The 15,325-nt window shown below is 60.8% G+C and carries 12 protein-coding genes; 6 read left to right on the forward strand and 6 right to left on the reverse strand.

Translation table 11 applies throughout. The annotated features are described in order from the left end of the window. The first annotated feature begins 102 nt into the window (after positions 1-102). From GSQ80_RS20690 to GSQ80_RS20700, 3 genes are all read left to right on the forward strand, one after another. Positions 103-2,520, forward strand: coding sequence for a S9 family peptidase (locus GSQ80_RS20690; RefSeq protein ID WP_216850501.1), 2,418 nt, complete (start codon positions 103-105; stop codon positions 2,518-2,520). Positions 2,521-2,591: 71 nt separating this feature from the next. Further along, complete coding sequence (locus GSQ80_RS20695) at positions 2,592-2,948, forward strand: STAS domain-containing protein (protein ID WP_158789556.1); 357 nt, start codon at positions 2,592-2,594, stop codon at positions 2,946-2,948. A 115-nt stretch (positions 2,949-3,063) separates the two neighbouring features. Beyond that, a complete protein-coding gene (locus GSQ80_RS20700; RefSeq protein ID WP_158789557.1) occupies positions 3,064-4,068 on the forward strand; it encodes an alpha/beta hydrolase in 1,005 nt (334 codons plus the stop codon). Positions 4,069-4,082: 14 nt separating this feature from the next. On the opposite strand, the gene GSQ80_RS20705 is transcribed toward GSQ80_RS20700, so the two are convergent. Then, positions 4,083-4,712, reverse strand: a complete 630-nt coding sequence (locus GSQ80_RS20705) for a TetR/AcrR family transcriptional regulator (RefSeq protein WP_158789558.1) — start codon at positions 4,710-4,712, stop codon at positions 4,083-4,085. A 107-nt stretch (positions 4,713-4,819) separates the two neighbouring features. Between GSQ80_RS20705 and GSQ80_RS20710 the strand changes: the two genes are divergently transcribed. Then, positions 4,820-5,716 (forward strand): aldo/keto reductase family oxidoreductase, encoded by an 897-nt coding sequence (locus tag GSQ80_RS20710; RefSeq protein ID WP_158789559.1) that lies wholly within the window; start codon positions 4,820-4,822, stop codon positions 5,714-5,716. Positions 5,717-5,887: 171 nt separating this feature from the next. Here GSQ80_RS20710 and GSQ80_RS20715 read toward each other — a convergent pair whose 3' ends face one another. Both GSQ80_RS20715 and GSQ80_RS20720 read right to left on the reverse strand, forming a co-directional pair. Then, positions 5,888-6,673, reverse strand: coding sequence for a hypothetical protein (locus GSQ80_RS20715; RefSeq protein ID WP_158789560.1), 786 nt, complete (start codon positions 6,671-6,673; stop codon positions 5,888-5,890). After that, entirely contained in the window at positions 6,666-8,015 is a 1,350-nt protein-coding gene (locus GSQ80_RS20720; RefSeq protein WP_158789561.1) for a multicopper oxidase family protein, read from the reverse strand. The genes GSQ80_RS20715 and GSQ80_RS20720 overlap by 8 nt, the downstream gene beginning before the upstream one ends. A gap of 246 nt (positions 8,016-8,261) precedes the next feature. On the opposite strand from GSQ80_RS20720, the gene GSQ80_RS20725 reads away from it, so the two are divergent. Further along, complete coding sequence (locus GSQ80_RS20725; RefSeq protein ID WP_158789562.1) at positions 8,262-9,707, forward strand: C45 family peptidase; 1,446 nt, start codon at positions 8,262-8,264, stop codon at positions 9,705-9,707. A gap of 189 nt (positions 9,708-9,896) precedes the next feature. Here the strand turns inward: GSQ80_RS20725 and GSQ80_RS20730 are convergent, their stop codons facing one another. Further along, positions 9,897-10,811 (reverse strand): transglutaminase family protein, encoded by a 915-nt coding sequence (locus GSQ80_RS20730; protein WP_158789563.1) that lies wholly within the window; start codon positions 10,809-10,811, stop codon positions 9,897-9,899. A 150-nt stretch (positions 10,812-10,961) separates the two neighbouring features. Next, complete coding sequence (locus tag GSQ80_RS20735; protein WP_158789564.1) at positions 10,962-12,176, reverse strand: MFS transporter; 1,215 nt, start codon at positions 12,174-12,176, stop codon at positions 10,962-10,964. A 163-nt stretch (positions 12,177-12,339) separates the two neighbouring features. On the opposite strand from GSQ80_RS20735, the gene GSQ80_RS23790 reads away from it, so the two are divergent. Further along, positions 12,340-13,632 (forward strand): peptidylprolyl isomerase, encoded by a 1,293-nt coding sequence (locus GSQ80_RS23790; RefSeq protein ID WP_305794653.1) that lies wholly within the window; start codon positions 12,340-12,342, stop codon positions 13,630-13,632. 350 nt (positions 13,633-13,982) lie between these two features. On the opposite strand, the gene metK is transcribed toward GSQ80_RS23790, so the two are convergent. Further along, positions 13,983-15,179: a methionine adenosyltransferase gene (gene metK, locus GSQ80_RS20750; protein ID WP_158789565.1), complete on the reverse strand. Its 1,197-nt coding sequence runs from the start codon at positions 15,177-15,179 to the stop codon at positions 13,983-13,985. Positions 15,180-15,325 lie beyond the last annotated feature (146 nt).

Genomic DNA, 15,325 nt, shown 5'->3' on the forward strand with positions numbered 1-15,325 from the left:
TTCCGCGCGGCGCTCAAGAGTTTTGAAAGGAAGCGTATGCGTTTGCAACGGTCTTTGGGGTCTTGTGCAGTTGGTATAGTGATCGCGTGTGCGTCGCTGCACATGGTGGGTCAGACTTCTGGGTATGATTTGCCGCCGAAGAATATTTTGGATGTGATGCGGGCTCCGTTGCCGCCGGTGCCGGTGGTAAGTCCTACGAAGGACAAGATGCTTCTGGTGGTGTGGCAGCTTTACCCGTCGATTGCACGGGTGGCTACTCCATATCTGCGGCTGGCGGGCGTGCGGGTTGAGCCGAAGAACCATAGCAAGCATGACACTCCGGGCGGGTATGGGATTACGGAATGCGCGACTTCGTTTGACCTGGCGACGATTCCGGGTGGGGCGCCGGTGCATGTGGCGTTGCCTGAGCCTTCGTGTCCGCAGGAGCCTGTGTGGGCGGCGGATGGAAAGAAGTTTGCGTTCGCAAATATTGCTGTCGATTCGGTGGAGCTTTGGATAGGGGACGCGGCGACGGGTGCGGTGCATCGCGTGGACGGCGTGCGGCTGAATCCGATGTTCGGTGCGGAGATGCAGTGGATGCCGGATCAGAAGGCGCTGCTGGTGAAGCTGGTGCCGGACGGAATGGGCGGGCCTCCGCCCGAGCCGGTGGTGCCGATTGGGCCGGCGATCCAGGAGACGGGTGGGCAGACGGGCCAGAGCAGTACGTATGAGAATCGCGACACGCTGGGGAATAAGCATGATGAAGACTTGTTCGATTACTACGCGGCATCGCAGTTGGCGTTGGTGAATGCAGGGACTGGGGCGATCACGCCGGTAGGGAAGGCTGCGAACCTTGACGATGTGTCGGCGGCGCCGGATGGACAGCATATTTTAGTGAGCGCGATTCACAAGCCTTACTCGTATGTGACGACGTACGATCGCTTTCCGCACGAGGTCGAGGTATGGGACATCTCCGATCGCGCAGGGGTGACGAAGCATACGATCGCGTCGCTGCCGCTGGCGGATCGGGTACCGATTCGAGGCGTGGCGCTGGGGCCGCGCGAGTTTGAGTGGCGGCCGACGGATCCGGCGACGCTGGTTTGGGCTGAGGCGTTGGATAAGGGCGACTGGAATGTGGAGGTTCCGAAGCGCGATAAGGTGATGCTGCAGAAGGCACCGTTCACGTCGCCGGCCGTGGAGGTTGTGCAGACCGAGCAGCGCTACTCCGGCATTGATTGGAGCGAGCGTCCGAGTGTTGCGCTGGTGTATGAGTACGACAACAACAAACATATGCGGCACGCGTTGATCGTGGACTTTGACGATCCGCAAGAGAAGCCTCGGCAGATATGGGATCTGTCGAGCGACGAACATTACGCCGACCCGGGTATGCCGGTAACGATGCAACTGGCTAACGGATTTCAAGTGATGCGGCAGGATGGGGATTGGATTTACTTGTCGGGGATTGGGTCGTCGCCGGAGGGAGATCGGCCGTTTCTGGATCGTTTCGATGTGAAGACGCTGACATATGAGCGGCTGTTTCGCAGCGATAAGACTTCGTATGATCGGTTTTTGTCGTTCACTGGGCCGGACACGCGGAAGTTTTTGACGTGGGAACAGTCGCCGATGGATCCGCCGAATGCGTACGAGCGCACGCTTGGGAAGCATGTGGATGCGCCAGCTGGAGAAGCGATGTTTGCTTCGACGAGAGTGGCGATCACGCATATTCCTGATCCGTCGCCGGAGGTGCGCGCGATCAAGAAGCGGCTGGTGAAGTACAAGCGGGCGGACGGAATGGATCTTTCATTCACGCTGTATACCCCGCCGGGGTACAAAGAGGGCACGCGGATTCCGGCGATTTTGTATGCGTATCCAGAGGACTATGCCGATCCCTCGAAGGCAGGGCAGGTGACTGGGTCGGAGGAACGGTTCACGCAGCTGTATCAATATCGACTGCTGCTGCTTGCGGGCTACGCGATTATTGATGACGCCTCGTTCCCGATTGTGGGCGATCCGAAGAAAGCGTACGACACGTATACGGAACAGTTGGTCGCGGATGCAAAGGCGGCTGTCGATGAGGCCGTGCTGCTGGGTGTGGCAGACCCGAATCGGATTGGCGTGACTGGGCACAGTCATGGTGCGTTGATGACGGTGAATCTGGTAGCGCACTCTGATTTGTTTCGTGCGGGGGTTGCTACGAGTGGGTCGTATAACAAGACGCTGACGCCGTTTGGGTTTCAGAACGAGCAGCGGTCGGTGTGGGAGGCTCCGGATGTTTACATGAAGGTGTCGCCGTTTTTCTATGCCGATAAGCTGAAGACGCCACTGCTGATCGTGCATGGAGCGGAGGACGCGAACCCGGGGACGATACCGCTGCAGTCGATCAGGCTATACGAGGCGCTACGTGGGAATGGCGGGACGGCTCGGCTGGTGTTGCTTCCGCACGAGCCGCATTGGTACTCGGCGATGGAGTCGAATGAGCAACTGATCTACGAGATGCTGCGCTGGTTTGATAAGTACGTGAAGAACGCGCCGCCCAAGTAAGAGGCAGGGGCAGCGTGCGATAATTTCGGGGTTCCGGGCCAGGTGTTTATGTTGCGTCCAGGAGTTCTTCAATGGCTGAGAATTTACCGGCTTTAGCTGTTCTGACGACCGAGATAAAGTTTTGTGCGGGTGACTGCGTGGTGGTGGTGTGTCATGGCCGGTTGGTGGCGGGGACCGAGGATGGTTTCTACGAGACGGTCCGCGAGCTGATGCCGGCGAACAAGCGGATTGTTCTCGACCTGGCAGATCTGCAGCATACGGATAGCCGCGGGTTGGGTTCGTTGGTGCGGCTGTACGTGGCGGGGAGGTCAGTGGGCAGCGACGTCGAGTTGATGCATTTGAGCAAACAGATTAGTCACCTGCTGGGGATGACGGAACTGTTCAAGGTGTTTACGGTGATTGGGGAGAGCGGCGTCAAGTTCATGTAGGCGCTGCTGCTGTGTGTTGACTGAGGTGATACGCGCGAAGACTTGCACAGAAATTCCGTTGGCGTAGTGCCTAGACTCGGCTCAGCCGCAGAGGGATGCGGCGCCGGGGATTGCGATGAAATTCTGGATGGTTGCAGTGAGTGTGATGGTTGCGGTCGGGTGCGCGAGGGCGCAGGGTTGGCAGCCTTCTGGGGGGCATAAGCAGGTAGCGATATGGCCGGGGAGTTCGCCGGATGCGCAGGCGGCGGCGGGGCAGGAGATGATGGTGGTTACGGGCGGGAAAGACCTGGTGGCAGGGAAGCCTTGGACTTCGGTCGAGGATGTGGGAGTGCCCACGATGACGGTGTATTCGCCGACTGGGAGGAATTCCGGAGCGGCGGTGGTGGTGTTTCCGGGAGGTGGATATGAGGTGCTGGCGATAGATCTTGAGGGGACGGAGGTGTGCGACTGGCTGACGGCGCGGGGTGTGACGTGCGTGCTGTTGAAGTATCGCGTGCCGGGGGAGAAGCCGTATGTAGGGGCGGCGTATCCGAAGTCGGGCCCGTACCCAGAGTCGCCGCTCGCGCTGGAGGATGCGCAGCGGACGATGGGGTTGGTGCGGCTGCATGCGAAGGAATGGGGGATCGATCCGCATAAGGTGGGGGTGCTGGGATTCTCGGCTGGCGGGCACTTGGTGGCGGCGATCAGCAATCATTATGCGAAGCGGCTGTATGCGAGGCGAGATGCCGCGGATGACGAGAGCTGTCGGCCGGATTTTGGGGTGGTGGTGTATCCGGGACACTTATCGCTGGCCGCGGCGGAGTGGGATGCCGAGCGGGGTGCGAAGAAGTTTCCGCTGAAGATTGCGCCGGGGGCAGACGAGCTGTCGTTAAATCCTGATCTGAAGGTGACGAAGGATACGCCGCCGCAGTTTTTGCTACAGGCGGAGGATGATCACGAAGATAATGTCGACGATGCGCTGGCGTATTACATTGCGCTGAAGAATGCGGGTGTGGAGACGGAGTTGCACCTGTATGCGCAGGGTGGGCATGCGTTTGGGTTGCGGCACACGAAGGATGCGATCACGGATTGGCCGCAGTTGGTGGACGTGTGGTTGAAGTCGATTGGGATGGTGCAATAAGCGGGTTGCGGAAATTACCGGACGCAGGTGCGGAGGTAGGCGTGGACGAGGACGATGAGCTCGTCGCGCATGGATTCGAGTTGGAGCTCGGGGGATTTTGATTCGAGCAGGCTGCGGGAAAATCCGTTGAGTGCCGAGACGACGGCGTTGGCGATGACTTCGGGATCCTTGGTGAGGGGTTCTTTGGCGGTGGCGAAGAGATCGACGATGGCACGGCGGGAGCGCTGGCCGGCGGCTTTGGCAATGGCAGCGCCGTCGACGTCGGAGCTTACGGCGTAGAGGGCTGCGCTGGCTTTGACGTTCTGCATCTTGGCGTCGAGGTAGGCGAAGATCAGGGCGGTGCCCATGTCGAGGAGGCTAGCGGAGCGGTGCTGTGCGCAGGCGGTTTCGATGGCGCCACGGACCTGGTCCATGTGAACGCGGAGGCAGGCTTGCAGGAGGGCGCTCTTGTTGGGGAAGTATTGGTAGAGGGTGCCGACGGAGACGCCGGCGCGTGCGGCGACGCGGGTGGTGGTGAGGCGTTCCTTACCGACCGAGGTCAAAACCTGAAGGGTGGCCTGAAGAATGGCGTCGACACTGGCGCTGGAGCGGGCCTGGATGGGGGTTTTGCGGGGCTTTAGTGCGGGTTTGAGGAGGGTGGGCAAATGCGAACTCCGAAACTGAAGATAGCTTCATCTAACACTACGCAAGCTGATTCAGCTTAGTTTTTATGGTTCAGATAGGGTTGATGCACTGGGCCGTTGGAGGATTCATGGCAGAGACAAAAGAGAAGTTGGGCGGGACGTTTACGTTTCCGGGAACGACGATGTCGGTGAAGCGCCTGGGATATGGTGCGATGCAGTTGGCGGGGAAAGATGGCCAGAAGATGGTGTGGGGTCCGCCGAAGGATGTTCCAGAGGCGATTGCTGTGCTGCGCGAGGCCGTTGCTTCAGGCGTGGATCATATCGACACGAGCGACTTCTATGGGCCGCACGTGACGAATCAAATCATTAAGCAGGCGCTGCATCCTTACCCGAAGGACTTGGTGATCGTGACGAAGGTGGGGGCTCGGCGTGGCAGCGATGGATCGTGGCCACATGCTCGCTCGCGGCAGGACATCATCGACGCGGTGCATGACAACCTGCGGAATCTTGGACTGGATGCGCTGGATGTGGTGAATCTGCGGCTTGGGGGATTTGCTGCGCCTGAGGACGAGCCGTTTGAGGAGCCGCTCACTGCGCTTGTCGAGTTGAAGCAGCAGGGGCTGGTGAAGCATATCGGGCTTAGTACGGTTTCAGCGAAGCAGTTGAAAGACGCGCAAGCGATGACGGAGATCGTGTGCATTCAGAACATGTATAACCTGGCGCAGCGCGGTGATGATGGGTTTATCGATGACCTCGCGAAACAGGGCATTGCGTATGTTCCCTACTTTCCGCTGGGAGGGTTCTCGCCGCTGCAGTCGTCTGAGCTGAATGACATTGCAGAGCGGCTGGGAGCTACGCCTATGCAGGTGGCGCTGGCTTGGCTGTTGCATCGGTCGCCGAATGTGCTGCTGATTCCGGGTACGTCGTCGGTGGGACATCTGCGCGAGAATCTGGCGGTGGAGAATTTGGAGCTAAACGCGGAGACGCTGAAGGAGCTGGACGCGATTGGAGCGAGCGCGAAGTAAGGGAGGGCGCAGGGAGGAATGAGGGAAGAACGGGAGACAGCAGGTTCCTCGCTGTGCTCGGAATGACAGCCAAAAAGCAAAAGCAAGTAGTAGTGCCAATGCTGGGATCTCTCCGCTGCGCTCCGCTCCGGTCGAGATGACGGATCGTGGGCAGCGCAGTTGGGAGGGAAGCTACTGGACGTCGGGGTGTTTGCCCCAGTTGAAGCGGCGGCCGAGGATGCCTTTGACGATGAGGTGGTCGGTGGCGGAGGTGGGGCCGATGCCGATGCCTACGTTGATCTCCCAGTTGGGGGAGACGTTGAGGTCGGTGACGGCGAAGAGCTGTTGTTGTTGGTCGTGGACGGCGCAGGGCGTGGTGATACTGCAATAGTCAGCGTAGTACTCGAAGCCGGCGCTGATGATGGGGGTGAAGTCGTAGCTGACTTTGAAGGCAGGGGAGAAGCCGACGCCCTGGTTGACGTCGGGGCCGTGGAGGGTGCGCTCCAGCGCGGGGTTGAAGGCGAGATACCAGCGGCCCATGGACTTGTCGATGATGGGACGAATCTCCCAGGTCCACGTGTCGGGGGAGTACTCCGGGCGCTGGTAGCCGATTTCGGTGGAGAGGCTGACGCCGACGGGCCAGTGCCAGCTATCGGGGACGCGGACGCGGGGGCGGATGTGGTCGCCTACCCATTGGACGCCGTGGCCGTCCTGCCAACTGGTAAAGACGTAGAAGCCGACTTCGGACCAGTTGTTGATGCCTTGGGTGAGCTCGAGGGTTTCGTGAAGCTGGTGGTTGGTCGGGTAGACGCCGTCGATGGTGTTCTTCTGGCCTTCGATGGTGAAGTTGGAGTGGAGCTCGACCATGAGGGTTTTGGGAGCTACGGTGTCGGCGCCGTAGACCTGGATTTCGTAGTTTCCTTGTGCGTGGGCGATCGCACAGAGGGTCAGAGCTAGCAGAGAAAAAAGCTTACGCATAGCGAAACACCATCATGAAGCCGCGGTCCATGTGGTCTTGCTGGTGGCAGTGGAAGAGGGTGAGGCCGGGGTTGTTGGCGGTGAATTCAACTTCGGTGGTGAGGTTGGGGGGGGCGAGGACTACGTCTTTCATGATGCCGTGGAGTTCGGGGCTGTTGTTGACTCGGCGGAGTTCGAAGGTGTGGCGGTGAAGATGGATGGGGTGGGCGTCCATGCTGTTGTTTTTCATGACGAGGCGATAGCGCTGGCCCGCGGTGAGGATGGGCTGGTCGGTGTCGGGGTAGGACTTGCCGTTGATGAGCCACTGCTCTTCGGCGCCGTGGCCGTGGAACTTCGCGTCGAAGACGAGGTCGATACGGTGGGGTTCTTCTTTGCTGTCGGGGACTTGGCCGGCCGAAGCGAATTGGCTGTAGTTCCAAACGAGTTCTTCGGGCTGGATCCAGGTCGGTTTGTTGGTTGCGTTGGCGTACTCGACGACGATGCCCATGCCGGCGGACTGGATGTGCTTGCGGACTTCGCCGAGGATCCAGACGCCGGGGTTGTTGAGCTCGACGAGAACGCAGACGCGTTCGGCGGGGGCGAGGGAAATCATGGGGACGGACTGCGGTGTGGCGACGGGGTTGCCGTCGAGGGCGATGACGCGGAGGGTGTGGCCTGCGAAGGCGATCCAGTGGACATCGGTGGCGCTGGAGTTGAGGACGTGGAGTAAGAGGCGCTGGCCTTGCTTCACGCGGATGGGCTCGCCGAAGCCGAGCATTTTGCCGTTGATGGTGGAGACGTCGTAGGCGGGTGCCATGTTGCCGTCGTTGCTGGATTCGAAGTGGCCGCTCCAGTCGTGGAGATCGATAAAGACTTCGGTGTCGTAGTCGCCCGGGTGGCTGGTGGGTTCGATCAGGAGAGAGCCGAAGAGGCCGCTGTAGAGGCCTTTGCTGAGATCGCTTCCGGCGCGGACGTGGGTGTGGTACCAGCGGAAGCCGGGCGGGTCGGGGGTGAGGGTGTAGTGCGTGGACGCGCCGGGAGCGATCATGGGCGTGCCTTCTTCCATGGCGCCGTCGATCTCTGAGGGAAGGAAGAGGCCGTGCCAATGAACGATTTCGGGGTCGGGCGTGCTGTTGCGGATGGTGACGGAGGTGGGGCGGCCCTGGCGCATGCGCAGGAGCGGGCCGGGTACCTGGTTGTTGTAGGCGAGGGTGCGGATGTGGTGTTTGGGCGAGGCTTCGAGGAGGTAGGGGGCGAGCTCGAGGGTGATGTCGGATGGGGCCGCGGCGAGAAGCTTGTCGGCGCCGAGGATCGCGCCGGCAGTCATGGCCGAGAGTTGGGTGAAGCGGCGGCGCGAGAGCATCGATGCGGGTCCCTGGGTTGGTGAAGTGCTCCGTGCCTTATGCTAAATCGGTCGAGTGAGCGATGGGCTTGAGGCTGGATGACAGTTTGTCCATTTTCGTGAAGATGGACGCAAAGCGGTTGAAGGAATGTGTCTCGAAATGCAGGGTGCTCGTCCAAGCGAAGCGGGTGGGATGGCTTACACTTGGAATCATCCGCTGCGGGTCCTAATTCTAAAATCTACTGTTTGTGTTCAGGAGCAATCGTTATGCGTCTTGCTGTGCGTTTGGCCGCCCTGTTTCTTCTTGCGATTCCGTCGGTCGCTGCGTTGGGTGCTGTTGCCGCTGCTCCTGATGCGCGACTGGGGGATTCTTATAAGTTCCATAAGGGTGGGTGGACGTATGTGCACCTCTCAGGGACGCCGGAAGAGATTGGGTTTCAGCATGGGTATCTGCTGGCGCGGGAGATTGAGGACAACGTGCAGGTGTACTCGGTTGAGGGGGTGAATGAGTACAAGCGGTCTTGGGAGTTTTTTCGGCAGGCGGGGAAGAATGTGCTGTGGCCGAAGTTGGATCCGGAGTATCAGGCGGAGTTGAAGGGGATTGCTGAAGGGTTGAAGGCGCAAGGATCGAAGGTGGATCTGTGGGATGTGGTGGCGATCAACGGGAATGAAGAACTGACCGGCTACTACTTGCCTATGGTGAATGCGAAGGAGGGAAAGCCGAATCCAGCGGCGGCGAAGGCTCCGGGGAAGTGCAGCGCGTTTATTGCTACTGGCTCCGCGACGAAAGACGGGAAGATCGTGATCGCGCACAGCAACTGGTCCTCGTATGCGGAGGGCGAGCGCTGGGCCATTGCGTTCGATGTGGTGCCGGCGAAGGGTTTGCATTTCTTTATGGATGGTTTGCCGGGTTTGATTACGAGCCAGGATGATTTCGGGGTGAACTCGGCGGGGCTGATGATTACTGAGACGACGTTGCCGATGGCGAAGGGATTCGATGTGAATGGGATCCCGGAATTTCAGCGGTCGCGCAAGGCGATGCAGTATGCGAGTTCGATTGCCGAGTACGCAGAGATCATGCGCAAGGGGAATAACGGTGGGTATGCGAACTCGTGGCTGATTGGGGATCGGAAGACGAACGAGATTGCTTACCTGGAGCTGGGGCTGCGGCATACTCCGCTGACGGTGAAGAAGGATGGGTTCTTTGTGAGCGCGAACTTTTCGCAGGACCCGATGGTGATTCGCGATGACACGCCGGGGTTTGATCCGAACAATCCGGAGAGCACGATGAATGCGCGGCATGCACGGGCGCTGGCGTTTATGAAGGAGCACTACGGGAAGCTGGATACTGCGCTGGCGGAGGCGTATTTGTCTGACCACTTCGATACGTATGAGAAGAAGGTGGATGCGGGGAAGAGGAGTTTGTGCGGGCATGAGGAGACGTCGTCGGTGGGAGAGCCAGTGTGGGGGAATCCGCCGTTCAGCCCGAGTGGTGCGGTGACGGGCAAGGTGATGGATTCGGATATGGCGGAGAAGATGACGTTTATTGGGAGAGCGGGGCATCCGTGCGGAGAGGATTTTCTGGCGGAGCCGTTCTTCAAGGCGCATCCGGAGTTTGCTTGGCAGAAGCCGATATTGCATGACATGAAGGCTGGGCCCTGGACGGTGTTGAGTGCCGGGGCGAAGGAGCCGGCGGTGGTGGCGGCGCGGTAGGCGTTAAGAGCAACGGCAAGAACGGGAGACAGCAGGTTCCTCGCTCCCACCCCAGCGGGCAAAGAACGCCCGTTGGGGACCCCGGCTGCGCTCGGAATGACAGCCAGAAAAGCAAATGCAAGTGCAAAGACGGAAGGCGCCAGCTTGGAGGCTGGCGCCTTTGCTTCGTGCAGAGCCTCGAGTTGAGACCTAGGTGGTGGGGGGCGCGGGTGGTGGGGCTTCAAGCGTGGGGACTAAGGGGACGCGGTTGCCGTGGGCGTCGATTTCGAAGGAGTCTACGTAGAAGTGGGTTAGGTCGGCGCGGCCGAAGCTTGTGGTGATCGCTACGTCGGCGGCGTCGCGGCCGGTGGCCATGAGAATGCGGCCCGTGCGCGGATAGTTATGACGGGCATCCATGTCCCACCAGCGACCGTCGAGCCAGATTTGGTACCAGGCGCTGAAGTCGCCGGGGCCGGAGAAGGGGACGCGGATGTCGCCGATGTAGCCGGTGACGTAGCGCGCGGGGATTTTCATGCAGCGGGTGAGGGTGACGGCTAGGTGCTGATAGTCGCGGCAGACGCCGATGCGCTCCGAGAAGACGTCCATGGCGGTCATGGTGGGGCGAGCTTTTTTGTAGTCGAAGGCTACCTTGGTGTGGACCCAGTCGCGGATGGTGGCGGCGAGGGCCCAGCCGGTGCCGAGGTGGCCGAAGAGATCGTGCGCGATGCTGCCAAAGAGATCGACTTCGCAGTAGCGGCTGGCGAGGAGGAACTGGAGGGTTTCGGCGGGGAGGAGTTCGATGGGGGTTTGCGGGAGATTGAAGCCTTGGAGCTCGGGGAAGTCGTCGGCGGTGACGATGCTGCGGCCGTGAAGGCGGAGGTCGCCGGCGGGGGCTAGGAAGCGGGAACAACAATTGCCGAAGGAGTCTAGGTACTCGTCGACGGGGACGTCCTGGATGGGCTCTTTGTTGGGGCCGAGTTGTTCGGCGTGGAGGCGATCGTCGGCGTCGATGCCGGGGACGGTGGCGAGGTGGACGTCGTGCTTGGGATGGAGATGCAGCAGCGCCACGATGGGTGTGGGCTGGAGGAGATGAAATTGGATGTCGTACTCGGATTGGATCAGCAAAGGTGCCTTTCGGGGGACAGAGATCGGTGGGACACACCAACATTTGCAAGAGACAGGGACTCGAAAGAGACACGCGGGTGCTGGTTATTGAGATGCTGTGAATGTACGGTTGGGCTGCTCTGACTGTACCTTATCGGGGCCGATTCGCGGTTATTGCGCGACTTCTGAGAGGTGAGGCTGGGGTGTGCGAAGGAGTCGGAGCATGAGGCCGAGGAGTGCGCAGGCGAGAAGGCCGAAGAGGGCGTCGGCGAGAAAGCTGCCGGTGACGCCGTGCCAACTATAGGCGTGGCCGTCGATGACCTGCATGTAGATGATGGGGATGAGGGAGGCGGCGTTGAAGAGACTGTATTGAGTGGCGGCGAGGGGATTGTTGCGGCCGATGGTTTCGAATGAGATGGCGGTGATGCCGGTGTAGGCGAGGGCCTGGAAGATGTTTTCGCCGACCATCGCGATGCCGAAGGTGGCGGGGGTGTGGTGCAGGAGCAGGAGGCTGGTGGTGAAGATCGCGCCGGCTGCTCCGATGGCGAGATAGAGAGGCCGCAGGGGGAGGAGTTTGGCGAAGGGAACGAACATGAGGCTGCCGAAGATGCCAGCGAGAGATAGACCTGCGCCGCCGACGAGCGAGACCATTCGTTCTGAAGCGTGAAAGTCGTACCCCATGCTGCCGAGAGTGTTGGTGAGAGCGAAGGAGGCGCAGGGTGAAGCGAAGAGCGCGAGCGCGATGAGGACCTGGCGGCGGCGAACGACGGCGAGGACTTCGCTAACAAATTTAGTAAAGCTCTCGCGGGCAAGGCGGCGGTCAGGCCCGGGCGATGGCATGACGAGAAAGATGGCAGTGGGAATGAAGACGATGATGCCGAGGAGAGGTGCGGCGAGTTGAATGGGGAGGGCTCGGACGAGTTCGCCGGCGAGGATGGCCATGAGGCCATTGCCGCCGAAGGAGGCGGCCCAGGTCCAGGAGCTGAGCTTGCTCTCGTCGTGATGATGGACGATGGTGGCGAGCCAGCCGCCGAGCGCGTTGGTGCAGAGTTGCGCGGACGCGAAGCCGATGAGCATGAGGAGCTCGAGTAGCGCGAGGTTCGTACGGTTGAGCAGGGCGAGGGTGAGGCAAGTTCCGGCGAGCGCGGCGAAGAGGGTTGCGTAAAAGCGGCGGCTGAACCGGACGTCCAGCATGGGGCCGAGCAGGAAGACCCAAATGCCGCCGGAGAAGACGGTAGCGGTGATGGTGGCGATACGCGCTTCCGGTACGTGCTGCGCGGCGAGTAATTGAGGCAGAGAGAGTGTGATGAAGCCCGCGTATAAGCCGAAGGATAGGTTCGACATGCCCATCAGCCAGATGGGTGCAGTGAAGCCGCGAAGGTTCAAACGAATCTCCTGGATGGACGTGCGGATGTTTCCTGAGGGATTAGACGAGCCCGGTAGATGGAGAGTACACGGATGCGAAGAGGCGGGCTAGCGGAATCTGCGCTGGATGGGCGTTGGTATTGGATTGCTACAATCGCGCCAGCGCTTATAGCGAGGAGTGTTCATGTTGAAGGCAAGCATTGCGGTGTGGTTGATGTTGGGCGTGGGGATGATGGGATTCGCACAGACGCATGCAGGTGCTCGGCATGGGGCGAGTGCGGCGGCGAAGGTTGTGGAGCCGACGGGGCCGACTGTGGCGATCGATACGTCGATGGGGAGAATTACGTGCAGGCTGTATGACAAGCAGGCGCCGGTGACGGTCGCGAATTTTGTTGGCTTGGCGGAGGGGAGTAAAGACTGGAAGGATCCTGCTACGGATCAGATGGTGCATGGGAAGCCGTTCTATGACGGGACGGGGTTGGCGGGGACGTCGGATGGAATTCTGGGCGGAGATAGGTTGGGGCGGCTGCTGGGAACGGCGGGGCCTCCGTTTCCTATGGAGAAGAGTGGGTTGGGATTTGAGAGGGCGGGTCGGTTGGTGATGGCGAAGTACAAGCCGCAGCCGGGCGAGGCGGCTCCTGTTGGGAAGGCGCCGGAGCTTACGAGTAGCTCGGTGTTTTATGTGCTGGATCACGCGGACAAGGAATATGAGGGGCGCGGGACGGTGTTTGGGCAGTGCGATGATGCATCGCTGCCGGTGGTGACGGCGATCTCTCATGCGTTGTTGAGCACGGATAATCATCCGGCGGAGGCGATTGCGATTAATCATATTGCGGTGGTGCGGGAGGGAGAGGCGATGCCGGCAGTCGCGGCGGCGGTGCCGTTGGCGCAGGTGACACCGCATCCTGTGCCGATGCCGATGGCGGCGATTCCTTCACCGGAGCCTACGGGGCCTACTGCGGTGATCGAGACGACAATGGGTACGCTCACGTGCAGGCTGTTCGACAAAGAGGCGCCGATTGGGGTGGCGAACTTTGTGGGGCTCGCTGAGGGGACGAAGGAGTGGAAGAATCCTTCGACGCATGTGGAGATGCATGGGAAGAAGTTTTATGACGGGCTTAGTTTTCGGCGGGTGATTCCGGACTTCATGATTCAGAATGCGGATTTGCCGGGGGATCCATCTGGCGACGGCGACATTGGATTTCATTTTGAGAATGAGATTGTGCCGGGGTTGAATTTTGATCGGCCGGGGCGGTTGGCGTATGCGAATGCTGGGCCGAATACGAATGAGAGCGAGTTCTTTATTACCGAGGCGCCGAATCATCGGCTGGATGGGAACTACACGATCTTTGGGCAGTGCGATGATGCTTCGGTGAAGGTTGCGGCGGCGATTGCGCGGGTGCCGCGGGATGAACATAACCGGCCGCTGAAGCCGGTGGTGATTCGGCGGATTACGTTTGAGGGGACGGCGCGGTGAGGTCCTGCGCGGACGGCGGGGGTTGGGTTGGTGGGTGCTGAGATGGTTGTGGGTGAGGCTGGCACCGTCACCCACTCATGCCGATGATGGAGCCATCGTCATGAATGGGGCACCCGGCGTCGTCGTAAGACCGAAGAGAGAGTGGAGGAAGGAAGAACGGGAGAGAGCCAATACGGGGGTCCTTCGCTGCGCTCAGGATGACGGCGTGAAACGAGCAACGGCAACAACAACGGCAGAAGCAAATGCAAAGGGCGAACCTGGTGGCTCGCCCTTTGCGTTGCGCCGGGGCTAAAGCCCAGCGTGGTGGTGGTTGGTATCCCGCGGGCTAAAGCCCGCTGCTACTCCGAACGTTACTTGGCTGCTAGTTCGGCTGCGGCTCCAGATTTGAGGGCTGCTGCCTTGTCGGTGGCTTCCCAGGTGAAGGCGTCGCCGGTGCGGCCGAAGTGGCCATAGGCTGCGGTCTGCTTGAAGATGGGACGGCGGAGGTTGAGGCTTTCGATGATGCCCTTGGGGGTGAGCTGGAAGTTCTCGCGAACCAGCTCGATGAGGCGGGGCTCAGAGACAGTACCCGTGCCGAAGGTGTCGACGCGGATGCTGACCGGCTCGGCTACGCCGATGGCGTAGGCGAGCTGGACTTCGACGCGGTCGGCGAGGCCGGCAGCGACGATGTTCTTGGCAACGTAGCGCGCCATGTAAGCGGCCGAGCGATCGACCTTGGTGGAGTCCTTGCCGGAGAAGGCGCCGCCGCCGTGACGGCCCATGCCGCCGTAAGTGTCGACGATGATCTTGCGGCCGGTGAGACCGGTGTCGCCCATCGGCCCGCCGATGACGAAACGGCCTGTTGGGTTGATGTGGTACTTGGTGTCGGCGTCGAGCAGGTTGGCGGGGATAACGGCCTGGATGACGTGCTCCATGATCTCGGCGCGGAGCTGCTCGTTGGTGAGGGTGCTCTTGGGGTCGCGATCGGAGAACTCGGCGTGCTGGGTGGAGATGACGACGGCGTCGACGCGGATGGGCTTGTTGTTGGCGTCGTACTCCACGGTGACCTGCGACTTGCCGTCGGGGCGGAGGTAGGGGAGCTTGCCGTTCTTGCGAACTTCAGAGAGCTTGTGTGCGAGCTTGTGGGCGAGCGAGATAGGGGTGGGCATCAGCTCGGGGGTCTCGTTGGTCGCGTAGCCGAACATCATGCCCTGGTCGCCGGCGCCGCCGGTGTCGACACCTTGCGCGATGTCGGGGGACTGGCGGTTGATGGTGGAGATTACGGCGCAGGTTTTGGAATCGAAGCCCTTGATGGCGTCATCGTAGCCGATCTTGTTGACCGTCTCGCGGACCAGGGTCTGGAAGTCGACGTAGGCCTTGGTGGTGATCTCCCCGGCGACGACGACGAGGCCGGTGCAGGTGAGGGTTTCGCAGGCGACGCGGCTGTAGGGGTCTTCGGCGAGGCAGGCATCGAGGATGGCGTCGGAGATCTGGTCGGCGATTTTGTCGGGGTGACCTTCGGTCACGGACTCACTGGTAAAGAGGAAACGGTCGGTGTTGGTAGACAAAGCGGGAAGCTCCTTAGATCAGATAGCCGGACGCGCTCGGGTAAAAACAGAGCGCCCGACGACCGGCCCCTCGTGCTGCACGTTGCCACGGGCGTGGCGGCAGCATTGGTCTCCGGACGTTCCTCCATACGATGCAAATCGTGTCA

The sequence above is a fragment of the Granulicella sp. L46 genome, assembly GCF_009765785.1.
In the GTDB taxonomy this organism is placed as follows: Bacteria; Acidobacteriota; Terriglobia; order Terriglobales; family Acidobacteriaceae; genus Granulicella.

Bases quoted from the DNA above. Each gene is read 5' to 3' on its own strand.
- GSQ80_RS20715 (WP_158789560.1), bottom strand. From the start codon at position 6,673: ATGCGTAAGCTTTTTTCTCTGCTAGCTCTGACCCTCTGTGCGATCGCC.
- GSQ80_RS20710 (WP_158789559.1), top strand. From the start codon at position 4,820: ATGGCAGAGACAAAAGAGAAGTTGGGCGGGACGTTTACGTTTCCGGGA.
- GSQ80_RS20695 (WP_158789556.1), top strand. From the start codon at position 2,592: ATGGCTGAGAATTTACCGGCTTTAGCTGTTCTGACGACCGAGATAAAG.
- GSQ80_RS20700 (WP_158789557.1), top strand. From the start codon at position 3,064: ATGAAATTCTGGATGGTTGCAGTGAGTGTGATGGTTGCGGTCGGGTGC.
- GSQ80_RS23790 (WP_305794653.1), top strand. From the start codon at position 12,340: ATGTTGAAGGCAAGCATTGCGGTGTGGTTGATGTTGGGCGTGGGGATG.
- GSQ80_RS20720 (WP_158789561.1), bottom strand. From the start codon at position 8,015: ATGCTCTCGCGCCGCCGCTTCACCCAACTCTCGGCCATGACTGCCGGC.
- GSQ80_RS20725 (WP_158789562.1), top strand. From the start codon at position 8,262: ATGCGTCTTGCTGTGCGTTTGGCCGCCCTGTTTCTTCTTGCGATTCCG.
- GSQ80_RS20690 (WP_216850501.1), top strand. From the start codon at position 103: ATGGTGGGTCAGACTTCTGGGTATGATTTGCCGCCGAAGAATATTTTG.